The organism is Parasutterella excrementihominis YIT 11859, from assembly GCF_000205025.1.
Taxonomy (GTDB): domain Bacteria; phylum Pseudomonadota; class Gammaproteobacteria; order Burkholderiales; family Burkholderiaceae_F; genus Parasutterella; species Parasutterella excrementihominis.
This window is the reverse complement of record NZ_GL883676.1, coordinates 21883-44726: the sequence shown is the minus strand read 5'-3', so window position 1 is coordinate 44726 and position 22844 is coordinate 21883. Positions and strand designations below refer to the sequence as shown.

21 protein-coding genes are annotated in these 22844 nt (G+C 50.1%); 14 read left to right on the top strand and 7 right to left on the bottom strand.

Annotated elements, in window-relative coordinates; translation table 11 throughout:
• Nucleotides 1-116: 116 nt before the first annotated feature.
• Nucleotides 117-998: a KPN_02809 family neutral zinc metallopeptidase gene (gene ypfJ, locus HMPREF9439_RS00565; RefSeq protein WP_008811757.1), complete on the top strand. Its 882-nt coding sequence runs from the start codon at nucleotides 117-119 to the stop codon at nucleotides 996-998.
• Between the two features lie 59 nt (nucleotides 999-1057).
• Here ypfJ and HMPREF9439_RS13395 read toward each other — a convergent pair whose 3' ends face one another.
• On the bottom strand, nucleotides 1058-1192 hold the full coding sequence (locus HMPREF9439_RS13395) for a TOBE domain-containing protein (protein ID WP_244862359.1): 135 nt from the start codon (nucleotides 1190-1192) through the stop codon (nucleotides 1058-1060).
• Between the two features lie 645 nt (nucleotides 1193-1837).
• Between HMPREF9439_RS13395 and HMPREF9439_RS00560 the strand changes: the two genes are divergently transcribed.
• On the top strand, nucleotides 1838-4003 hold the full coding sequence (locus tag HMPREF9439_RS00560; protein WP_008863314.1) for a flavocytochrome c: 2166 nt from the start codon (nucleotides 1838-1840) through the stop codon (nucleotides 4001-4003).
• A 110-nt stretch (nucleotides 4004-4113) separates the two neighbouring features.
• Here the strand turns inward: HMPREF9439_RS00560 and HMPREF9439_RS00555 are convergent, their stop codons facing one another.
• The gene (locus tag HMPREF9439_RS00555) at nucleotides 4114-5313 is read right to left on the bottom strand and encodes an aminotransferase-like domain-containing protein (RefSeq protein WP_008811760.1); all 1200 of its coding nucleotides are present in this window, start codon (nucleotides 5311-5313) and stop codon (nucleotides 4114-4116) included.
• Between the two features lie 247 nt (nucleotides 5314-5560).
• Between HMPREF9439_RS00555 and htpG the strand changes: the two genes are divergently transcribed.
• Complete coding sequence (gene htpG, locus HMPREF9439_RS00550) at nucleotides 5561-7465, top strand: molecular chaperone HtpG (RefSeq protein ID WP_008863312.1); 1905 nt, start codon at nucleotides 5561-5563, stop codon at nucleotides 7463-7465.
• Between the two features lie 112 nt (nucleotides 7466-7577).
• Nucleotides 7578-8330 (top strand): spermine/spermidine synthase domain-containing protein, encoded by a 753-nt coding sequence (locus HMPREF9439_RS00545; RefSeq protein ID WP_008863311.1) that lies wholly within the window; start codon nucleotides 7578-7580, stop codon nucleotides 8328-8330.
• Here HMPREF9439_RS00545 and nth read toward each other — a convergent pair.
• From nth to fdxA, 4 genes are read right to left on the bottom strand one after another with little or no spacing between them, the layout of a single operon-like run.
• Nucleotides 8327-9010: an endonuclease III gene (gene nth, locus HMPREF9439_RS00540; RefSeq protein WP_008863310.1), complete on the bottom strand. Its 684-nt coding sequence runs from the start codon at nucleotides 9008-9010 to the stop codon at nucleotides 8327-8329. The two genes, HMPREF9439_RS00545 and nth, sit on opposite strands and share 4 nt — an antisense overlap.
• A complete protein-coding gene (locus HMPREF9439_RS00535) occupies nucleotides 8979-9575 on the bottom strand; it encodes an RnfABCDGE type electron transport complex subunit B (protein ID WP_008863309.1) in 597 nt (198 codons plus the stop codon). The genes nth and HMPREF9439_RS00535 overlap by 32 nt, the downstream gene beginning before the upstream one ends.
• Nucleotides 9575-10354 carry a ferredoxin--NADP reductase gene (locus tag HMPREF9439_RS00530; RefSeq protein ID WP_008863308.1) on the bottom strand — a complete coding sequence of 260 codons (780 nt, stop codon included), beginning with the start codon at nucleotides 10352-10354 and terminating at the stop codon, nucleotides 9575-9577. Before HMPREF9439_RS00530 ends, HMPREF9439_RS00535 begins: the two co-directional genes overlap by 1 nt.
• A gap of 2 nt (nucleotides 10355-10356) precedes the next feature.
• Nucleotides 10357-10686 (bottom strand): ferredoxin FdxA, encoded by a 330-nt coding sequence (gene fdxA / locus HMPREF9439_RS00525; RefSeq protein ID WP_008811766.1) that lies wholly within the window; start codon nucleotides 10684-10686, stop codon nucleotides 10357-10359.
• A 220-nt stretch (nucleotides 10687-10906) separates the two neighbouring features.
• On the opposite strand from fdxA, the gene pncB reads away from it, so the two are divergent.
• The 10 genes from pncB to alr all read left to right on the top strand — a co-directional run bounded on the left by pncB (nucleotide 10907) and on the right by alr (nucleotide 22084).
• Complete coding sequence (gene pncB, locus HMPREF9439_RS00520) at nucleotides 10907-12067, top strand: nicotinate phosphoribosyltransferase (RefSeq protein WP_040603335.1); 1161 nt, start codon at nucleotides 10907-10909, stop codon at nucleotides 12065-12067.
• Between the two features lie 241 nt (nucleotides 12068-12308).
• A complete protein-coding gene (locus tag HMPREF9439_RS00515; protein WP_008863306.1) occupies nucleotides 12309-13730 on the top strand; it encodes a sodium:proton antiporter in 1422 nt (473 codons plus the stop codon).
• Between the two features lie 190 nt (nucleotides 13731-13920).
• Complete coding sequence (locus HMPREF9439_RS00510) at nucleotides 13921-14634, top strand: hypothetical protein (RefSeq protein WP_008863304.1); 714 nt, start codon at nucleotides 13921-13923, stop codon at nucleotides 14632-14634.
• On the top strand, nucleotides 14631-15584 hold the full coding sequence (locus HMPREF9439_RS00505; protein WP_008811770.1) for a cation diffusion facilitator family transporter: 954 nt from the start codon (nucleotides 14631-14633) through the stop codon (nucleotides 15582-15584). The genes HMPREF9439_RS00510 and HMPREF9439_RS00505 overlap by 4 nt, the downstream gene beginning before the upstream one ends.
• Nucleotides 15585-15729: 145 nt before the next feature.
• The gene (locus HMPREF9439_RS00500) at nucleotides 15730-17373 is read left to right on the top strand and encodes a CTP synthase (protein ID WP_008863303.1); all 1644 of its coding nucleotides are present in this window, start codon (nucleotides 15730-15732) and stop codon (nucleotides 17371-17373) included.
• 5 nt (nucleotides 17374-17378) lie between these two features.
• Entirely contained in the window at nucleotides 17379-18233 is an 855-nt protein-coding gene (gene kdsA, locus HMPREF9439_RS00495; protein ID WP_008811772.1) for a 3-deoxy-8-phosphooctulonate synthase, read from the top strand.
• A 17-nt stretch (nucleotides 18234-18250) separates the two neighbouring features.
• Nucleotides 18251-19537 (top strand): phosphopyruvate hydratase, encoded by a 1287-nt coding sequence (eno, locus tag HMPREF9439_RS00490; RefSeq protein WP_008811773.1) that lies wholly within the window; start codon nucleotides 18251-18253, stop codon nucleotides 19535-19537.
• A 3-nt stretch (nucleotides 19538-19540) separates the two neighbouring features.
• A complete protein-coding gene (locus HMPREF9439_RS00485; protein ID WP_008811774.1) occupies nucleotides 19541-19846 on the top strand; it encodes a septum formation initiator family protein in 306 nt (101 codons plus the stop codon).
• A gap of 172 nt (nucleotides 19847-20018) precedes the next feature.
• On the top strand, nucleotides 20019-20921 hold the full coding sequence (locus tag HMPREF9439_RS00480) for a ZIP family metal transporter (protein WP_008863302.1): 903 nt from the start codon (nucleotides 20019-20021) through the stop codon (nucleotides 20919-20921).
• An 80-nt stretch (nucleotides 20922-21001) separates the two neighbouring features.
• Nucleotides 21002-22084, top strand: coding sequence for an alanine racemase (gene alr, locus HMPREF9439_RS00475; RefSeq protein WP_008811776.1), 1083 nt, complete (start codon nucleotides 21002-21004; stop codon nucleotides 22082-22084).
• Here alr and HMPREF9439_RS00470 read toward each other — a convergent pair.
• Nucleotides 22077-22838 carry a sulfite exporter TauE/SafE family protein gene (locus tag HMPREF9439_RS00470; protein WP_008863301.1) on the bottom strand — a complete coding sequence of 254 codons (762 nt, stop codon included), beginning with the start codon at nucleotides 22836-22838 and terminating at the stop codon, nucleotides 22077-22079. The genes alr and HMPREF9439_RS00470 overlap by 8 nt on opposite strands.
• Nucleotides 22839-22844 lie beyond the last annotated feature (6 nt).

Sequence of the window (22844 nt, the reverse complement as noted above, 5' to 3'; positions counted from 1 at the left end):
CAAGGCGCTTGTTCCCGCGGGAACGGCGCCTTTTCCTAAAAGGGGCCCCGGTAGAAAGTTTCTTAGGAGGACGGCCCCTAAAATGTGCACAGGCAACACGTGCATCGGAGGATAAGATGCTTTGGAAAGACAGAGAGGGCAGCAGCAACGTAGAAGACCGCCGTGGAGAAGGCGGAGGATTCGGGGGCGGCGGTCCGAGATTCCCTATGCCGAGAGGCAAGCTGGGATTAGCTGTCTTAGCGGTCGTTTTAGTTGCCGGCTATTACGGCATCGATCTGACGCCGCTGCTAGGCTTGGATTCTCCGATGCCTACTCAGACACAAAGTTCAAGCTACCAGCCGAGTGCTCAGGAGCAGGAACTGGCGAAGTTTTCTTCTGTGGCACTGAGAACAACAGAAGAGACGTGGGGCCGAATTTTTGCTCAATCCGGCAAAAAGTACATTCCTCCGAAAATGGTGCTTTATTCCGGAAGCACCCGGACCGCATGCGGATATGGTCAGGCTGCGATGGGTCCGTTCTACTGTCCGTCCGACCATAAGCTTTATGTGGACCTCTCTTTCTATAAAGACATGCAGAGAAAATTGGGCGGCGGAGGAGACTTCGCTTTAGGTTATGTCCTAGCCCATGAAGTAGGACACCACGTTCAGACGCTTCTAGGGATTTCCTCTCAGGTTCAGAAACTGCAGTCTCAAGTCAGCCCTAAAGAAGCTAACAGACTTTCCGTTAAGCTGGAACTTCAAGCAGATTGCCTGGCAGGTGTCTGGGGACACGATATGCAGAGACAAGGAATCCTTGAGAAGGGAGACTTGCAGGAAGCTTTAAGAACAGCAACCGCAATCGGTGATGACCGACTGCAGCGTGAAGCTCAAGGAAGAGTCGTGCCGGACAGTTTTACACACGGCACATCTGAACAGCGGTATTACTGGTTTAAGACCGGATTCGATACCGGAAATCCGGAGATGTGCAACACCTTTAAAGCCGGCGCCGGTCCGCAGTAACTCCAAAAACAAAAAGTCCGACGAAAAAACGCCGGACTTTCGCATAAGACTAACGAGAATTACTCGTCTGTGCCAACCATAACGTTGGAAGCCTTGATGACGGCATAGACTTTCTTGCCGACTTCGAGTTTCAGGGAGTCAGCAGAAGCTGTGGTGATGGAAGCAACAACGCGTTCGCCGCCTTTAGTCTCGATATCAACTTCGGTAGAAACCGGACCTTTTTTTGATAGAGAGAACTTTGCCTTCGAGAACGTTACGTGCGGATAATTTCATTTAAATTCCTTTAGTTAGATGATTAAAAAATCAACGAAAGTTTAAGAAGTTCTCAGCCCTTTGTAAAAAGAGAAGTCTCGCTTGTAAATAAGAGAATAACGATCGAGGACTTGAGGAAAAAGTTGTTTTGCATGTAAGGGTAAAACTATTCTGAATTTAGAAATGGCTGAATGGTTCAGCTGCAAAAAAAACTTGTTTTTGCCTTTTGCGGAAATAATTTTTTACAAGAAAGCTTACTTTCTTAATGGTATTAGAAGTTCTTTTGGATTTTACGAAAACAAATCCGAGGGGTAAATCCTAAGAATAAACCCTTAGCAAGCAACTAAAGAACCTTTACATCCATGTTTTGCGGAACTATAGTTCACCGCAGAAAAAGAATAATAGTGCCAAGAAGAAAACACTATATTTGACGAGGCGCCCGATGCTTTTGGGTTCTTTTTAAGGCCTCCGGTCTCGCCGCCCATTGGGGAATATTTATTGGCGGGAATTCCCAAGACTAAATCAAAGTCAAACAGCAAAAAGAGGGATTTTTGCTCGATTTGCCTTTGAACTAAGGAGAAATATTCATGAAATTATCAGTACTTGCCACCTCAGTTCTGCTTGCTGCCGTTTCTACCGGTGCATATGCCTATACACCGGGCACCTACACGGGCGCCATTGCTGGCCAGAACGGACCGGTCAAAGTCGAAGTAACGACTTCAGCGGACAAGATTCTTTCCGTCAAGATCGTTGATCAAAAGGAAACGGAAGGTATCGGCTCCAAGGCAGTTGCCTCTCTTCCGGCTGAAATCGTTAAAGCACAGTCTGCAGATGTCCAAGGCGTCGCCGGTGCTTCTGTTTCTTCTGCCGCCATCAAGAAAGCTGTTCAGGAATGCCTGAACCAGGCCCAGGGCAAGAAAGCCGCTCCTCTGGCTCTCAAGAATGGCAATTTTGAAGGCAAAGCATACGGCAATAACGGCTGGCTGACCGTTGAAGTTACGATTAAAGACAACAAGATTATCGACATTAAGACACCGGGCCAGAGAGAAACGAAATATTTAGGCGACACGGCAATCCGTGAAATCGGTAAAGACGTTCTGCAGTATCAGACGCTCAATGTTGACAACATCGCCGGTGCGACGGTCACAAGTACCGCCCTGAAGACAGCCATTGCTCAGGCAATTGAAAAAGCCGGCGGCGACATCGCAGCATTCCAAAAACCCGTTTCTGAAAAGATCAAGAAAGTTGCCGGGATAACCAAGGACAGTGCAGATCTCATCATCGTAGGTGCTGGCGGCGCCGGTCTTTCCGCTGCTGTCACAGCTAAAGATTTAGGCGTTAAGAACGTTTTGGTTTTGGAAAAGATGCCCGTGATCGGCGGAAACACACTTCGCTGCGCATCTGCATTTAATGCAGCTGACCCTGATAGACAGAAAGCGCTTCCGATGACCGAAACACTGAAGGAAGCTGTGGTTAAAGCAATCAGCGAAAAACCTGTCAGCGAAGAACACGCCAAGCTAATGGCCGACGTCAAAGCCAAGTATGAAGCCTACTTGAAGAGCGGTTCTAAGACTCTCTTTGACTGCCCTGAATGGCATGCTCTCCAAACTTATAACGGCGGCGACAAAGTCGGTCAGATTCCTCTGATCAGGCAGTATTCCAACAATGTACTCGATACGCTGCACTGGATGCAGTCTAAAGGTTCTCCTGTGATGGACCGCGTCAGCCAGGGCGCTGGCGCTCTCTGGCAGCGTACACACCAGCTCGATGCTCCTGCAGGTCTCGGCCTGATTGATCCTCTGTATCAGTCTGCCGTCAAACAGGGCGTTAACTTCAAGCTGGGTATGCGCGTTCAGGACCTTATCCTCAATGACAAGGGCCGCGTGATCGGCGTGACTGCAACCGACAAGGTTGGCAATAAGTACGAATTCACATCCAAGGACGGTGTCATTCTGGCTACCGGCGGCTATTCCCAGAACAAAGAAATGCGTCGGAAGTCTGCTCCGCACCTCACTCCGGAAATGGTTTCTACGAACCAGCCGGGTGCAACCGGTGACGGTATTGTTATTGCCACAAGACACGGCGCAGATACAACCGGCATGAACTACGTTCAGGTTTATCCGCTGGCTACTCCGGGTACCGGCGCTCTGCAGGGCCGCGCCCGCAAGATGTCAGGTTTGGACGATGTGATTGACGTCAACAAGAACGGTGAACGCTTCGTCAAAGAAGATGCGCGCCGCGACGAATTCGTTGCCGCGATCAAGAAGCAGCCCGGCGGAGTTGTTTACGATATCAACGATTCCTCGATCGTTAAACCGCTCAACAGCTTTAACGAAGATGTTGAAACTTTGGTCAGCATCGGCCGTATCTACAAGGCTGATTCTTTAGCTGATTTGGCTAAACAGCTCGGTATGCCTGCTGATAAGCTCGAAGCAACGGTGGCTGAATTCAATAAGATGGTTGAAGCTAAGAACGATCCGAAGTTCGGACGCAAACTCTTTGATCGTCCTATCGTTAAACCTCCGTTCTATGCTACTCCGCGTGCACCTTCGATCCATCACACTATGGGTGGTTTGCAGATTTCGACCAATGCTCAGGTCTTGGATAAGAACGGCAAGCCGATCCCCGGCCTCTATGCAGCCGGTGAAGTGACAGGCGGTATCCATGGCTCTAACCGTTTAGGCGGTAATGCCACGGCTGATGTTTTAACGTTTGGCAGAATTGCGGCTAAGTCTGCTGTTGCTCACAAGTAAGATAGAGCCAAATAATTGACGATTGCGGCCGGATTTTTCGGCCGCTTTAGTTTGCTGCATAGCAAAACAGATCCCGAAGGACCTGTTGACATCGCACTGCTTAACGCGGATTAAGCGTTGTGAGCAGCCATTTTTTCCTTAATAAGGTCAGCTAGAACCTTGACGCCTTGGTCAATCTTTTCCGGAGGAACCGTCACGAAGGACAAGCGCATCTGGTTGAACTTCGGCTCATTGGCGTAGAAAGCGGAGCTCGGAACATAAGCGACTTTTCTGTCGAGCGCTTCTTTCATCATGTCGTCGGTGTTGATGTATTCCGGCAGTGTGACCCAAATGAACATACCGCCGTCAGGTTTAGTCCAAGTTGTGCCTTCGGGAAAGTAACGTTCTAATGCATCGAGCATGCAGTGGCACTGAGTTCTGTAAAGAGCGCGGACATCCGGCATGTGCGTCTTCATAAGGCCTTCATCAAGGCAGCGGGCAGAAATCAGCTGCGTGAATGTAGACGTATGGAGGTCAACGGCCTGCTTAATCGTTGTGAGAGGATCAAGCGCAGGCTTCGGCCCGATGATGTAACCGAGACGGAAACCGGGAGACAGAACTTTGGAGAATGTTCCCATTGTCAGAGTACGTTCCGGGGCATAGCAGCGAATCGGCTTCGGAGGCTGACGGTCATACCAAAGTTCGCCGTAGGGGTTGTCTTCCAAAATCCAGAAATCGTATTCACGGGCTTTTTCAGCGAGTTTCTTACGTCTTTCTTCAGTAATCGTGATGCCTGTCGGGTTCTGGAAAGTCGGCATGACATAGGCAAAACGAATGCCGCTGAATTCTGGTCCGATTAAATCCGGGTTCAAGCCATGTTCATCCGTCGGGAGCGTGACAAATTCAGGACGCTGGAGTTTGAAAGCAGACAATGCACCGAGGTAAGTCGGATCTTCGACTGCAACCTTGGAACCTTCATCGATGTAGGCGAGGGCCATTAAATCCAAAGCCTGCTGAGAACCGGAAACGATTTGAATGCAGTCAGGGTCAACGGGAGCACCTAATTCAGCTTCATGAGCGGCAATGGCCTTGCGAAGAGCGGGTTCACCTTCGGTACTGGAGTACTGGAGGGCACGGGTGCCTTGTGTTTCTAAAACCCAGTCGGTCGCTTTTTCAATGGCTTTGACCGGGAAGCTCTTAGGAGAGGGCAGGCCGCCAGCAAAAGAAATGACATCGGGCTGGCTCGCCAGTTTGAGGAGTTCACGAATAATGGAACGCTGAGAGGATCTTGCGCGGATCGATTTTGGAGGTGTTAAAGAATTGTCAGACATAGTGCGCATTCCTGCGATAAATAAAAACATCGGAGCCAAAAAGCTCCAAAAAATAAAGACCTTGTAGTTGAGCTGTTTGTGGCAGCCTTTATTGCGGGTATCGGAAAACCAAAATGGGCAGAAGTGGTGATAATCACTCCCCTTATTGCCCGCATTCAGAAAATCTTACATCAGCAGAGGTTGAAAATACGAAAAGTGACACCAAATAGTGTCATAAGCCTGAATTATTCAACAGAGGTATCGCTTAATGTCTGAAAACAAGAAAGAGACGCTCGGTTTCCAAACCGAGGTGAAACAGATGCTCCATCTGATGGTGCATTCTCTTTATTCCAACCGCGAGATTTTCTTGCGTGAATTGGTGTCCAACGCTTCGGACGCCATCGACAAGCTGCGTTTTGCCGCAATCGACAATCCTTCCTTGCTTGCCGACGATCCGCATCCTTCGATCCGAGTCGGTGTAGATGAACAGAAGCAGGAAATCACGGTCAGCGACGATGGTATCGGCATGACGCGTGCAGAAGTGATTGAACACTTAGGTACGATCGCCAAGAGCGGTACAAGAGAATTTTTTGCCCGCTTATCCGGAGATCAGAAGAAAGACTCTCAGCTTATCGGACAGTTTGGTGTCGGTTTTTATTCTTCCTTTATCATCGCCGACAAAGTAACCGTTATTACCCGTAAAGCCGGTGATCCGGCCGATGCCGCTACAAAGTGGGAAAGCAACGGCGAAGGCGAATTTACGGTTGAAAATACAACCCGCGATCATTTTGGTACGGACGTCATTCTCTCTGTTAAGAGCGAGGACCGCGATCTGGTGAGCAAGTATCGTCTGCGCACGATCCTTCAGCGCTATTCCGACCATATCTCCACGCCGATCTTAATGGGCAAGGATGAATACAAGGACGATAAAGTTATTGACACCGGAGAATGGGAAGCCATCAACACCGGTGCAGCTCTTTGGGCACGTCCGAAGAATAAAATTACTGAAGACCAGTACAAAGAGTTCTATCACCACGTTTCTCACGACTCTACCGATCCGCTTTGCTGGACGCACAACAAGGTTGAAGGCAAGAACGAATACATCCAGCTTCTGTATGTTCCGTCTGCCGCTCCGTTTGACCTTTGGGACAGAGAAAACGTACATGGCGTGAAGCTGTACGTGAAACGTGTCTTCATTATGGATGACACGAACCAGCTGCTTCCGCACTATCTGCGCTTCATTAAGGGTGTGATCGATTCCGAAGATCTTCCGCTCAACGTCAGCCGTGAAATTCTTCAGCAGACCCGCGACCTTCGTATCATTCGCGACGGTACGACAAAGCGTGTTCTTTCCATGCTGGAAGACCTTGCCGCCAACAGAGCTTCCGATTACGACAAGTTCTGGGCGCTGTTCGGCAATGTGCTGAAAGAAGGCCTGGGCGAAGATCCGACCAATAAAGAGCGTATCGCCAAACTTCTGAGATTTGTTTCCACGGGAAGCGAAGGCAAGGCCGATGTCACCCTTGAAGGTTATATCAGCCGTATGAAGACCGGTCAGGACACCGTTTACTATGTGATCGGTGATACACCTGAAGCAGCCGCCAAGAGCCCGCTGCTCGAACTCTTCAAGAAGAAGGATATCGAAGTACTGCTCCTCAGCGGCCCGATCGATCGCTGGATGATGCAGTTCTTGACTGAATTCCAGGGCAAGAAGCTTGTCAATATCGCAAAGGGCGACCTTGATCTCGGCGACTTGGCAGACAAGGAAGAAAAGGAAGAGAAAGAAAAAGTTCAAGCTGAGTACAAACCGCTCGTCGACGAATTCAAAGCCGCTTTGGGCGACAGCGTCGAAGATGTTCGTATGACTTTGCGTCTGACCGATTCTCCTTCCTGCATCGTGACGGACCCGAACGGCTTGGATCCTGCTTTTGTCCGCATGATGAAAGCAGCTGGTCAAGACGTTCCCGAACCGAAACCTATTCTTGAACTGAACCCGAACAATCCTCTGGTTTCTAGACTGAAAGAACAGGCTGCCTTCTCTCCGGAATGGGCTAAGCTCTTCCTTGAACAGGCTCAGCTGATGGAAGGTGAACAGCTCAAAGACCCGGCCGGATTCATCAATCGTATGAATACGATGCTGATGGATACGATCGGTAAGAAGTCTGTGAACTAATCTCGGTTAAAAACGGAAACAATAAGCGCAGCTCCAATTCGTTGGGACTGCGCTTAATTTTTTGTTTTCGGCGTTAGACTCACACAAATTCAAAAGGTTACAAGGGCAGGAAATGGCTAAAACTAAGAGAACACCGGTGGACTTCTCCGAGCTCGGAGGTTTCCGTTATCTTCATTTCGGATCCGAGTGGATTCAGGGCGGCATGAGAATTAACCGTCCATACAGTTTGGCGCTGGAATACCAGCAGTACATGCTGGCGCTTCTTTTCTTCCGACCGGAACCTAAAAATATTCTCCAGCTCGGGCTCGGCGCCGGCGGACTTGCGAAATACACTTGGAAGTATTTTCCCGAAGCGCACACGAAAGTGGTCGAGATTTCCGAAGATGTCTATATGGCTTCGAGGATGTGGTTCAAGATGCCTGACGATGATGATCATTTGGAAGTCGTTTTTGAAGACTGCAAGAAATATCTAGCCCGAGCTGCAAATACAGCCGATTGGCTTTTAGTCGATATTTATGATGCGGAAGCCTGGGGTCCGGTCTATGACGATGTTCCGTTCTATCGACTTTGCAAAAAGGCGTTGACGGACGGAGGCATCTCTTCTTATAACGTGTTCGGCGGGGAAGATTTCACCAAGAGTCTCGATAACATCTCGAAAGCATTTGACGGACGAGTGCTCGTCATGCCGGATGTAGCAGAAGGCAACAGAATTATTCTTGCCAAGAAGGGACCGAAGGAAACTTATTCCGTCGAGCTGCTTGATCAGAGAGCTTCTGAGCTTCAGGCTTCAAGACACCTTCCAGCTAAGAAAATTTGGAAAAAGCTGAAACAGGAAAACAACCTTAAAGGCGGGTTCGAGTTTTAGTCTTCAATAGGAAGCAGACGTTTCTTGGACTTCTTCGGTTCGGGAGGCTCAAGATTCTTTTCTTTGTATTCGCAGTACTGCTCAATCGGGCACTTCCAGCATTCGGGCTTTCTGGCTTTGCAAATATAGCGGCCGAGCAGAATGAACCAGTGATGAGCATCTGCACGATAGGGGAGCGGAGTGTACCGCTCCATTTTTTTCTGGACGATTTCAGGCGTTTTGCCCTTTGCATAGCCGGTGCGGTTAGCGACACGGAATACATGAGTGTCCACGGCAATGGTCGGCTTTTCGAACGCAACGTTCATGACGACGCTGGCGGTTTTTTGGCCGACGCCGGGAAGCTTGATCAGGGAATCAAAGTCCGTAGGCACCTGACCGTTGTGATGCTCGATCAAGTCCTCACAGAGTTTCATCACGTTCTTCGTCTTGCTTCGGTAAAGCCCGATGTGCTTGATGATGTCCGTGAATTTTTCCGGGCCTAAATCCAAAACGGCCTGGGGCGTATTGGCCAGCGGGAAAAGCACTCGAGTGGCTTCATTGACGCTTTTATCCGTTGCCTGTGCAGAAAGCACGACGGCAATCAGCAGTTCAAAGTTCGAATGGTATTCGAGCTCGGTCTTCGGCGTGGGATTGTCCGCTTGAAGGGCCTTAAGAATTTCGAGGCGTTTTTCCTGATTCATTTAAGATTTTCCGGCGAATAAGATTTGCCACGAAGTCGCGCTTGTCACTCGTCAAGCTCTTGGCATTGAGGAGATTTTCTTCCTCTTGACGAATCTTGGCGCGCCTTTGATTTCGTTTCAGGTAATTTTCCTTAGATTGACGCGCAAGCTCATCCGTCCACTCTCGGTCAATGCGAACCATGGAAATGCAGTCGACAGGGCAAGCGAGCTGACATAAACAGCAGCCGTTGCATCGTTCGGCGTCAACACAATGCATATGTTTCGGGGAGCCGATGATGGCGTCCGTCGGACAGGCGTCCGAGCAAAGTCGGCAGCCGATGCACTTGTTCGGATCTATTTCCGCGATCTCAGGCGGAACATGCACACCGCACTCTTCATTGAGGGAAAGTTCTTCTCGACCTAAAAGGGCGGACAGGCGGGAAATTACTTGAGGGCCTCCCGCCGGGCAGCGATTATGCTGTTCTCCGTTAGCAATGGCCTTTGCATAGTCAGCGCAGTCGTGATAACCGCACTGCCTGCACTGAGTCTGCGGGAGGATTTCTTCAATCTTAGAAATTTCGATCATCACTGCCAAAGGTTTTCTGCGATTAGGTTGCCGGGTTCGCCGCGTCTCGGTGCTTGGAAACCCATAGGTTTAAGCAAAGCGCGGACTTCCTTGATCATGGCAGGGTTGCCGCAAAGAAGCACGCTGGAAAGAGAACTATCGAACTTAACGCCTGCGGTTTCAGCCAAATCACCGGAGCTGATCAAATCCGGAATTCTTCTGGATAAGAACTGTGTTGCTTCTCGTGTGACGATGGGAATATAAACCAGGTTTCTTCCGCTTCCGCCGCCGAGTGAAGAGTCATCCTTGATTTTCTGAATCAGCTGGGTGTAGGTCAGATCTTCAGCCAAACGCACGGAATGGACAAGAACGATCGTAGGCCATTTTTCCCAAACGGATTCTTGGCGAAGAATGCTGAGGAACGGCGCTAAGCCGGTTCCGGTGCTGAGACACCAAAGATTTTGAGAAGCAGGAAGTCTTTCCGGCAGCAGGGAGCCCCAAAGATCGGTTTCCAGCCAAAGTTCAGAGCCCGCTTCCAAGGCGCACAGGCGAGGGGAGACAAGGCCCTGCGGGACTTCGACGATGAAGAATTCAAGGAACGGGTCAGAGGGGACGGAAGCTATGGAGTAGCCTCTAGCGGCGTATTCCGTTTTTCCGTTCTCTTCAATATCCAGTCCCAAACGGACAAACTGTCCGGGCGTGAAGGTAAAGCCTTCCGGTTTGGTCACTCTTATAGAGACCAAACCTTTTCTCCAAACCTGTTTTTGAAGCAGGCGGACTTTGGTGCGATTTTCGGACACGCTTAGAGTTCCTTCTTCAGGTACTGACGCTTATCGAGGACGTCACGCCATTTTTCGGCTTCGTCTGTGTGCGGTTTCATTCTGGTGATGGACGGCCAAACGCGAGCCAGTTCTGCATTTAATGCGATGAATTCCTGCTGATCTTCAGGAACATCTTCTTCAGCCATAATGGCGTTGGTCGGGCATTCAGGAATGCAGACAGCGCAGTCGATGCATTCATCCGGATCGATCACGAGGAAATTCGGACCTTCACGGAAGCAGTCGACCGGGCAAACGTCAACGCAGTCGGTATATTTGCAGAGGATGCAGGGTTCGGTCACTACATGTGCCATTGGAAAACTCCGTTTTCTTAATTCATTACTAAAACTCTATATTTTAGTAGATTCCGATCTGTAGAGAGCTCATGCCGTAGCCGAATCAAGACTAAGAAATCCGAAACGCTTTGTTAACTGCGGAGCGTGAAGAAGTCTCAACTGAAAAACTCCTCCGTCCTTTCGGTTCGCGTCAACTCGAGACTATAGAATAGCTATCGTAGTTGCCAAGGAGCATGCAGTGATTATTGATTCTTTATTAGACACCGACTCATATAAATTTACGATGATGCAGTGTGTCCTGCATCAGTTCCCGGCCGCTCAGGCGGAATATAAATTCAAGTGTCGAAATCCCGGAACCGACCTTCAGGCCGTGATCGGTCCGATCAATGAAGAGATTGATCACTTGTGCGCGTTGCATTTCCGCAAAGACGAGCTGGACTATTTGCGCAGCCTGCGCTTTATGAAGAGCGACTTCATCGACTTTTTGGAACTTTTCCATCTCAAGCGCTCCTGTATCCAGGTCAAGAAGGCGGAAGGCAGCGATACCGATATTGAGATTCGCATTCGCGGTCCTTGGCTGCACACCATCATGTTTGAGATTCCGGTTCTTGCCATCGTCAACGAGTGCTACTACCGCAAGTTCTATCCTAATCAGGATTTGACGGAAGGGCGTCGACGTCTGAAAGCAAAAATGGAGTCCATCAAAGATATTCAGGATATCGGTATTTCTGAGTACGGCACCCGCAGACGTTTCTCTAAAGCCTGGCAGGAAGAGGTTATTAAGACCATGCAGGCGACCATGGGCAAACAGTTCACGGGCACCAGCAATGTTTACTACGCGATGCAGCTGGGCCTCACGCCTCTGGGAACCATGGCCCATGAATATCTCCAGGCATGTCAGGCGTTAGGCCCCCGTCTTAGAGATTCTCAAAAATACGCCTTCGAAATGTGGGCAAAAGAGTATCGCGGCGACTTAGGAATTGCGTTGTCGGATGTGTACGGCATGAAACCGTTCCTGCTGGATTTCGATATGTACTTCTGCAAACTCTTTGACGGAGCACGCCATGACTCCGGCAATCCGTTTGAATGGGGCGAACACCTTATCGAGCATTATCGGAAGAACCGCTGTGATCCGAAGACAAAGACGCTGATTTTCTCGGACATGCTCGACTTCCCGAAAGTGATTAGTTTGTATAACGCTTTCCACGGAAGAATCAGACTCGGCTTCGGCATCGGCACAAACCTTGTCAACGATTTGGGAATTCCTGCACTGCAGAATGTCATCAAACTAATTCGCTGCAATGATCAGCCCGTGGCAAAACTCTCCGATGATCCGATAAAGAGTATGTGCGAGGACGAATCGTATTTACGCTATCTGAAAAGTGTTTTTAATATATGATAAATCTTATCGTAATATGAAAGTTACAAACTTAACCCAGTGAATTTGTTAAACTTTTACCTTTTCTTTTAGGCAGTTATTCAAATTTTGACTGTTTGAAGGAGCAGAATTTATTTCTGTTGTTATTAAAGACAAACGGACTTTAAATTCTGCTTTGGTTTTGTTTTGCGGTACATCGAATCATTTGATGGTTTCGGTTCCGGCATTTTTGTTCTGCCGGCCGCGAACGTAGAAAAGGTAAATGATGAACAAGAAAACAACATTCCTCGGAGCAGTGGCGGCGTTATCCGGCTTGCTTCCGATTTCTGCCCATGCGGCGCTTCCCGGTGCCGAACTGAGCTTGTGTTGGGCGATTCCTTTCGCCGGTATTTTGCTCAGTATTGCTCTGGGACCTCTGCTTTTTGCACATTTCTGGCACAAAAACTACGGCAAAGTCGCCTTGATGTGGGCAGTTTTGGCAGCCGTTCCGCTCTTTATGTTCTTCGGAACACAGACTTCTGTCGAAGCTCTTGCACACGCCCTGATCGGAGATTACGTTCCGTTCATTATTTTCGTCGGCTCTCTTTATATTGTGGCCGGCGGTATTCATCTCAGAGGCTCTTTTGTCGGCAAGCCTTGGCTTAATACTACTTTTCTTTTAAGCGGCGCTATCTTGGCCAACCTTATGGGTACCACGGGCGCCGCTATGCTTTTGATTCGTCCTCTGCTGAACGCGAACAGAAGACGTCACTATCAGATGCATACCTACATTTTCTTCATCTTCATTGTCGCTAATATCGCGGGTTCTTTGACTCCGCTCGGCGACCCACCCTTATTCCTGGGCTTCTTGCGCGGCGTGACCTTCTTCTGGACGGCCGGTCATCTTTGGGAAGTGACCGGTCTTGCCGTGGGACTCCTTCTGATCATTTACTTCCTTCTTGATACTTGGCTGTACAAGAAAGAACTTAAAGACAACGAAGAACTCAAGAAGCCCGTCGCCTACGTTCCGTTCGGTTTCGAAGGCTCCGTTAATTTCGTTCTTCTTGCCTGTATCGTGGGTGCCGTGCTCATGTCCGGCTTCTGGAAGACAGGCGTCGAATATCACTTCCTCGGTCTGCACATTGCACTTGAATCCCTTATTCGCGACGCTATCTTTGCGACAGCAGCAATTCTTTCTCTTATTCTCACGAAGAAAGAGTACCGCGAGGCCAACCAGTTCTCTTGGGAACCGATTCTGGAAGTCGGCAAATTGTTCTTCGGTATTTTCGTAACGATCGTTCCGGTTCTGGAAATGCTGCGCGCAGGTTCCTCCGGTGCTTTTGCTCCGGTGGTTGCTTTGGTGACCGGTTCCGACGGACAGCCTGTCAACGCCGCTTATTTCTGGCTGACCGGTATGCTCTCCAGCTTCCTGGATAACGCTCCGACATACCTGGCTTTCTTCAACTTGGCCGGCGGCGATCCTGCCTACCTCATGACGACAGGCGCACATACCCTGATGGCGATTTCTATGGGTGCCGTCTTTATGGGTGCGATGACCTACATCGGCAATGCACCGAACTTCATGGTGGTCAGTATCGTTCAGAACCGCGGCGTCAAAATGCCTTCCTTCTTCGGCTTCATGGCCTGGTCGTACGGTATTTTGGTTCCGATCTTCCTGGTTCTTACGTGGCTCTTCTTAATGTAAGCCGCTTAGGATAGATATCCTTCCAGCCGCTCCTTTCATTCGTGATCGGAGCGGTTTGTTTTTGCCGGAAGGAAAGCCTCGGAAAAGAAGAGGCTAACCGCACAACTTAGGATGCAAAGCGTCAGATTCTGTGTTGAGAAAGATACAATGATCGTATTTACGATCAATAGAAACGAACCACACGCAATATATGTCTCACACTCATTACTATCAAGAAGACACCGATGAGGGGCTGAAGATCGCTGCGCTTTTAAATCAGCTGATTGAATCCCCTGGGGCCCTGTCTAAAAAGGAATGGGATTATCTGAATACCTTGCCTATCGGCACGCTGATGCGCGAAGCCGGCATCAGTCGTAAAGAGGCGGTTCATGTTTTTAACCAAATTGATCGGATTGAAGCAGATGTGAGCAGGATCGGGCGGTTTGAACATCTGACGGATGCCTTCATGATGTGGCTCGTCGGAGGAAGCTTCGTACTGGCCGGTGTGCTTCTGGCCTTAATTTCTATTCCTGAAAGTGTGTGGGGAAGAATCACGATTCCGGTTAGTATCGGTATCGGCCTTATCTTTATTTTTGTCCCGTTCATAGCCCGGAAGCGAGCTCTGACTTACGACAAGGACTGTTTCAGACATGCCATTGTTGAAATCTTAGGTAAGGGTTTAATGAAACGCTCAGTTTTAACCACGGACGCGCTGATTCGAGAAATTCAGCCCCACGAGCCGAAGAAAGCTTTGTTGGAAGTTGTTGAGAAATTTGCCCAAACTCAGAATCGGAAGATCTCAAAATATGAAGAGATCTGCCTGATTAAGCAGCTTTTGGACGGTTACAACCTTAAAATTTCTGATCTGCCATTTGAAGTTATTGAGGAAATTGACGGCATTTGTCCGGCAAGAAATCCGGCATGAAAGAAGTAATTGAATCGACCAATTTAGAAAAGCAGCTGACACGCCATCATGAAGGCGACAGCGACTATACCCATCAAGGCACAGGCTCATCCAAAAAGGTATTGATCGCCTCGGTTTGTCTGACCTTAGGATACGCCGTGATCGAAGTCATCGGAGGTTTTCTTTCGAACTCTTTGGCGCTGCTCTCTGACGCCGGTCACATGGTGACGGACTCAGCCTCTCTTTTCTTTGCACTGCTGGCCAATGTTCTTGCAGGACGCCCCGCAAGCGGGAAATATTCTTTTGGCTTTGCCAAGCTGGAAGTGCTCGCAGCACTTTTGAATGCGCTTGCCATGTTTGCGGTGGTGCTTTGGATTGTTGTGGAAGCGGTAGAGCGTTTCAGCAGTCCGGAACCGGTCAACGGTTCTAGCGTCTTTTTGGTTGCCACGCTCGGGTTGCTGATCAATATCGCTGTTGCCTGGACGCTTTCCCGCGACCAGAAGAGCATCAACACGCGGGCAGCGCTCCTGCATGTCATGGGCGACTTGCTCGGATCTGTGGCCGCGATCACGGCTGGTATCGTGATTTACTTCGGCGGTCCGGTCATTGTTGACCCGATCCTTTCTATTTTTGTGAGTGCTTTAATTCTGCATTCCTCCTGGGGCGTTGTGAAAACTTCAGTACATCTTCTTTTGGACGGAGTTCCTGACAACATTCCTTATCAGGAAGTCGGTTCGACTCTGGAAGCAATTCCCGGTGTTTATGCCGTGCATGATCTCCACATTTGGGATATGACGGCAAACGAGGCGGCTCTTTCCTCTCATATTGTTTTAGAGCGGATGGATGAATGGCCTCAGGTTTTGGAGAAGGCGCGTGAGGTTTTGGAGAAAAAGTACGGCATCTCACACATTACGCTTCAGCCGGAACCGGTTGAGGAAATGAAAAAGCGTTTCATGTGCATCGGCGAATAGCAGAGAAGCGGACTTGTATCAAACCGTCAGGAGCGGCCTTTTAGAAGTTACAAATAGGCTCCCGACCGCTATAATTGATTGAATTTTGTAAAGCCACGCCTGCTCATTTGAAGCGCGTCTCTTTTTTTTTTCTGTTGAGAATAAGATGACGAAATATGTATTTGTTACCGGCGGTGTAGTTTCTTCCCTGGGGAAAGGTATTGCAGCAGCTTCCCTGGCCGCCATCCTTGAGTCTCGCGGGCTCAAGGTCACAATCATCAAGATGGACCCCTACATCAACGTCGACCCGGGCACAATGAGCCCGTTCCAGCACGGTGAAGTCTTCGTGACCGAAGACGGTGCTGAAACCGACTTGGACTTAGGTCACTATGAGCGCTTCATCACGCCGAAGATGCACAAGGCGAATAACTTTACGACCGGCCAGATCTATCGTAATGTTCTGCGCAAAGAACGCCGCGGCGAATACTTAGGTAAAACCGTTCAGGTCATTCCACACATCACCAACGAAATCCAGGACTTCATTGCCCGCGGTGCTCATGCTGCCGGCGATCCCGATATCGCATTGGTTGAAATCGGCGGTACGGTCGGTGATATCGAATCTCTGCCGTTCCTTGAAGCCGTTCGTCAGCTGTCGTTGAGAGCAGGCCGCAACAATACCTGCTTCATTCACCTGACACTCGTTCCTTATATCGCCAGCGCCGGCGAATTGAAGACAAAGCCGACTCAGCACTCCGTGGGCGAACTCCGTAAGATCGGTATCAGCCCCAACGTTCTGCTTTGCCGTGCCGACCGCAAGATTCCGGACGACGAAAGAGCCAAGATTTCTCTGTTTGCCAATGTTCCGATGGATGCCGTCATCTCCGTTTGGGACGTTGACACGATTTACAAAGTTCCGATGATGCTGCATGAGCAGGGCTTAGATGAAATCGTCTGCCGCTGCTTAGACCTGAATCCGAAAGCTGCCGATCTTTCCGCTTGGGAAAAGGTCGTTGATCGTCTTGAACATCCGAAAGACACTGTCAAACTTGCCATGATCGGTAAGTATGACCTGAAGGATTCCTACAAGTCCTTGAATGAAGCTCTGATCCACGCTGGTATCCATACCGGTCATCATGTGGATGTCACCTTCATCGAAGCTGAAATTCTTGAAAAAGAAGGCACTGACTGCCTCAAGGGCATGGATGCTATTTTGGTTCCCGGCGGCTTCGGCAAACGCGGTACCGAAGGCAAGATCAAAGCCATCGAATACGCTCGTAAGAACGACATTCCTTACCTCGGCATTTGCCTGGGTATGCAGCTTGCCGTGATTGAATTTGCCCGTCATGTCTGCGGTCTCGGCGGCGCTAACTCCACTGAGCTGGATCCGGAAACACCGCATCCTGTTGTTGCTTTGATCACCGAGTGGAAAGACCACACTGGCGTTATCGAAAAACGCGATGAAGACAGCGATCTCGGCGGCACAATGCGTTTAGGCAAACAAGTTGTTCCTGTTAAACCCGGAACACTGGCTGCCGAAGTTTACGGTAAGGAAGTCGGCGAGCGTCATCGTCACCGTTATGAAGTGAACAATTCTTACTGTGACCAGTTCGAGAAGGCCGGTATGGTGATTTCTGCCAGAACCCCCGGCGAAAATCTTCCCGAAATCATGGAACTCCCCGATCATTCCTTCTTCATCGGCGTTCAGTTCCATCCGGAATTTACTTCCTCTCCGCGTTTCGGTCATCCGCTCTTCAATAAATTCATTGAAGCGGCTGCCAAGTATCACAAAGAACACGAAAAGGCTGAGTAATCGACATGCAGTTATGCGGTTTTGAAGTCGGTCTGAACCGACCCTTTATTCTTCTCGCCGGTCCCTGCGTCATTGAGAGCGAACAGCTGACGCTCGATATCGCCGGCAAGATGAAGGAGATCACCGATAAGCTCGGGATCCCCTATGTTTTCAAGGCAAGCTACGACAAAGCGAATCGTTCCTCCGATACGAGCTTCCGCGGTCTGGGTATGACCAACGGTCTTCGTATTTTGGAAGAAGTCCGCCGTCAGATCGGCGTTCCGGTTGTCACCGATGTTCATACGGCCGATGAAGTTCCGGAAGTTGCCGCTGTGGTGGATCTTCTTCAGACGCCGGCTTTCCTTTGCCGTCAGACAGACTTTATTGCCGCCTGCGCAAAGAGCGGTAAGCCGGTCAATATCAAGAAAGGTCAGTTTTTGGCTCCTCAGGATATGAAGCAGGTTGTGCTCAAAGCTCGCCATGCTGCAGCAGCTGCCGGACTCTCTGAGGACCGCTTCATGGTTTGTGAGCGCGGCGCCTGTTTCGGCTACAACAACCTTGTATCCGATATGCGCAGCCTTGTGATCATGCGCGACTGCGATGCTCCGGTGATTTTTGACGCAACGCACTCCGTCCAGCTCCCCGGCGGTCAGGGCACAAGCTCCGGCGGCCGCAGAGAGTTCGTTCCGCCTCTGGCCCGTGCGGCGGTTGCTGTCGGTGTTTCCGGACTCTTCATGGAAACACATCCGAATCCCTGCTGCGCTAAGAGCGACGGACCGAACATGGTTCCGCTGGATAAGATGGAAGCACTGCTGACCAATTTGCAGGGCATTGACCGACTCGTGAAGTCCGGTGAATTTTTAGAAAACCAGTTACATTAACTTTTAAAGAGATAAACATGAGCGAAATTGTTGAAGTCTTTGGCCGTGAAGTATTGGATTCCCGCGGCAACCCGACGGTTGAAGCCGAAGTCATTCTTGCCTCCGGCGTGATCGGCCGTGCAGCTGTCCCGAGCGGTGCTTCTACAGGCAGCCGCGAAGCCATCGAGCTGCGCGACGGAGATGCTTCCCGCTACAACGGCAAGGGCGTTCTGCAAGCCGTTGCCAACGTCAACGACGAAATCCGCGATGAGGTTGTCGGTTACGACGCCAGCCAGCAGACTGAAATCGACCGCGCCATGATCGAACTCGACGGCACCCCAAATAAGTCCCGTCTCGGCGCAAACGCCATCCTCGCTGTTTCTTTGGCCGTTGCCCGCGCAGCTGCAGAAGAATGCGCACTCCCGCTGTATCGCTATTTCGGCGGTATCAACGGCTTCACTCTGCCCGTTCCGATGATGAACGTTGTGAACGGCGGCGCTCATGCCAACAATAATCTCGACATTCAGGAATTCATGATTATCCCGGCTGGTCTTCCGACCTTCAGCGAAGCTCTTCGCTGCGGCGCCGAGATCTTCCATGCCCTGAAGAAGATCATGAATGCTCACGGTATGTCTACTGCTGTCGGTGACGAAGGCGGTTTCGCTCCAAACATCGACAGCCATGAAGCTGCCATTGAATTCATTATCGACGCCATCAAAGCTGCCGGCTACACACCGGGAGAACAGGTTTTCATCGGTTTGGACTGCGCTGCCAGCGAATTCTATGCAGACGGCGTTTACAACCAGAAGGGCCAGGGCCTGAAACTCACCGCTGACGAATGGATCGCTAAGATGACCGAGTGGGTTGACCGTTATCCGATCATCTCCATCGAAGATGGTATGGCCGAAGGCGACTGGGAAGGCTGGGCCAAACTCACCGAAGCTTTGGGCGACCGTGTTCAGCTTGTCGGCGACGACCTTTATGTCACTAACACTTCCATTCTTAAGGAAGGTATTGAAAAGGGCATCGCCAATTCCATCCTGATCAAGATCAACCAGATCGGTACGCTGACAGAAACTTTCGAAGCTATCGAAATGGCTAAGAAGGCCCGTTATACCGCTGTGATTTCTCACCGCTCCGGCGAAACTGAGGATTCCACGATTGCGGATATCGCCGTCGGTACAAACGCCGGTCAGATTAAGACAGGTTCTCTGAGCCGCAGCGACCGTATGGCCAAGTACAACCAGCTTCTTCGTATTGAAGAAGAACTCGGCGACATCGCTGTCTACCCGGGCCTGGATGCCTTCTACAACATCTGCAAGTAATTTATGGCGCGCCTGACGAAAAAGGTAAAGCTGGGAGTACCTCGATTTTTAGTCCTGGTACTCGCCATTGCCGTGGTCGGCATTCAATATCCGTTATGGGTCGGGAAGGGCAGCAATGCTACGCTTCTCGATTTGCAGGACCAGCTCAAAACTCAGAAGGAGAAGAATGCCGCGCTCGAGCTTGAAATTACAAGGCTCGAAGGCGAGGCCGATAGTCTTCGCCATGGCAGTGAAGCCTTAGAAAGTAGGGCTCGTGAAAAACTCAATATGATTCGCGAGAACGAATACCTGATTCGAATTATGCCGTAATCAATTACTTATTAATTAGAGAAGTGCCGGAACTAAAAACTCCGGCCTTTTTTATGTCCGTGTCAGGCAGAAAAAATCCTTCCTAGCCGCAAACGAGAGTAGTCTCGATTTCAAAATTGAGAGTTGAGAGTCATAAGAATGACGAAGTCGGATCTTTTTGTTAGGAGTGAACATGAGTAAACCGATGACGGTGGCACGCTACGCAAAGGAGCATCGCGGATGGTTTTACGGATGTCTGCTTCTGTTTGCACTTGTCGCTTTCTTTTGCCTGAAAGCGATTTACGATATGACGGTTTACGGTGCTAAGGCCCCGCTTTACGCCTTTATCGCCGGTATGGTCGGTTTCGGTGCGACGGCCTTAGGCTCCCTGCCGGGTTTTTATCTTCATAAACTTTCCGATAAAGCCGAAGACTGGATGCTTGGCAGTTCGGCCGGCATGATGCTTGCAGCAGCGATCTTCTCGCTTTTGCTTCCGAGTATCGAAACCAGTGAAAAGCTGTTCACTTCTGAATTAGCAGCAACGCTTTGGGTACTCTTCGGAGTTTTTCTTGGTGTTGTCTTCCTCCTGATCATTAATGCGCTGACTCCTCATGAGCACGGAGGTCAGAATTATGAAGGTCCGGAGATCGAAGTCAAAAGCGGCATCTGGCTCTTTGTTCTTGCCATCATCATTCACAACATCCCGGAAGGCCTGGCGATGGGCATATCTTTTTCAGCAGAAGACATGCAGATCGGTGTGCCGCTCACGATTGCCATTGCTCTGCAGGACTTTCCGGAAGGTCTGGCGGTCGTACTCGCTCTTTGCTCGACTCACATTTCACGCGCGAAGGCAGTGGGGATCGGAGTGTTCTCGGGTCTGATGGAACCGGTCGGCGCACTTTTCGGCGTGAGCCTTGCCGGCGGGTTGGGCTATGTCTATCCGCTGGGACTGGCGTTATCTGCCGGCGCCATGATGTTTGTCGTTTTCCACGAAGTGATTCCTGAAACACACCGCAGAGGCCATCACAGTACGGCCACGATCGGTTTGATGTGCGGCTTCGGCCTGATGATGATTTTGGAAAAAATATTCAGCTAGAAAAATCTTTGCTTCGGTCTCTGTCGGTTTGCAGTTCACTCTAAAATATCGCAATAGCTTTCAGCGAGATAGGAAAAAGAATGACAAGACCGATTAGAGCCCTCATCGATACATACGCACTGGAAAAGAATTTGTCTTTGCTTCGCGCAAAAAGCGGCAATCGTTTTTTATGGGGCGTTGTTAAGGCCAACGCATATGGTCACGGTCTGATCGGTCTGCTTCCGACCTTCGACAACTGGGTTGACGGGTTAGCGCTTCTTGATCCGAAAGAAGGTGTGGATATCCGCAAAGCCGGCTGGGCCAAAGCGGTATTGTTAATTGAAGGCATCTTTGCGGCCTCTGACATCGAGATGGCTGATGAGTACGGATTTGAAACCGTCATTCACAACGAAAGACAGATTGAATGGCTGGAAAAAGCCGAACTCAAAAACACGCTTCGCGTGCACTTGAAGTGCAATACCGGTATGAACCGTTTGGGCTTCAGACCGGAGGCGATTCCTCAAGTTTTGTTCCGCCTGAATAATATTCCTAAGGTAGAAGTTGTCGATCTGTTGGCGCACTTTGCCAATGCTGAAGTTACTTACGAACAGGACAAACCGGTTACCGTCCAGAATCAGCTTGCTGCATTGATACAACTGCGCGGACTTCTGCCGATGTGCTTATCCAACACGGGCGGCATTTTGTGGCATGAAGCCGGAGACGAGGCTGTGCGCGCAGGTATTGCCATGTACGGTGTCAGCCCCGACGGTAATGTTTCTTCACAGTCTCTGGGTATTGATCCCGTCATGACACTGGAGAGCGAAATCATTGCCTTCCAGGATCTTCAGCCGGGCGAAGCCTGCGGCTACGGCTCTAAGTTTATTGCCCATCGACCGACGAAACTCGCCGTGGTAGCCTGCGGGTATGCCGACGGTTATCCGCGTAAAGACAATCCGCACAGAGAGGTGGTCGTTGAGGGCAAAAGAGTACCTGTTATCGGAAACGTTTCCATGGATATGCTGACGATTGACGTCACCGATCTGCCCAATGTCCGGTTGGGTTCCAAAGTGGAAATCTGGGGTAAGAACCTGCCGGTCAATGAAGTCGCAAAGGGATTCGGCACGATCGGCTATGAACTTCTTTGCGACGTGAACCAGCGTGTACCCCGCGTTCTAATTAAATAACGAATCGCGTTATCAGAGAAATCAGCAGCATGACTAACACGAAGTAGAGCATGCTGCGTACGAGCGTCGGACCGATTTTGACGGCATAGATTGCGCCTAAGCGGTTGCCCAAGATGCTGGCAACCGCGCAAGGGAGAGCCAGCGAGTAATAAAGCGTTCCTGCGGAAGCAAACGTTGTGACCGCGCCTAAGTTGGCGGCGATATTGAATGCTTTTGCCGTACCGGAAGCTTTAACCAAACCGGCCTTGAGCAAGAGGTGAATGCCGATCAAAAAGAAACTTCCGGCGCCGGGACCGAAAAAGCCTTCATAGAAACCGACGGACAAACCGATTGCCGAGACTCTCCACCATAACCCTTTCTTTGGAAGGTCTTCTTCCGTCAGTTTGAGCGTTCCGCAGAAAAGCGAAAGGAGAATCGCAACTGGCAGAAGAAAAATCATGATGATCGTCATCTTCTCATTGGAAATGAGAAGTGTCGTCGCAGAGGCAATTACTGCGCCGAAGTAAGAAGAAATAACGCCCAATAGGACGACTTCTTTGATGACGGCGCCTCTTTTCCAGAAGGTAATCAATGCCGTAATTGAACCGAGGCTGGAAGCGAGCTTTCCGGTTCCGAGCGTGTAGTGAGCGGGTATGCCCAACAGCAAAAGGACCGGCATCGTGATGAGACCGCCTCCGCCCGCAATAGCATCGACAAAGCCTGCAATAAAGAAAACAACAAAGCAGACGAGTATGACGGTAAGCGTGATGTCCATGATTCG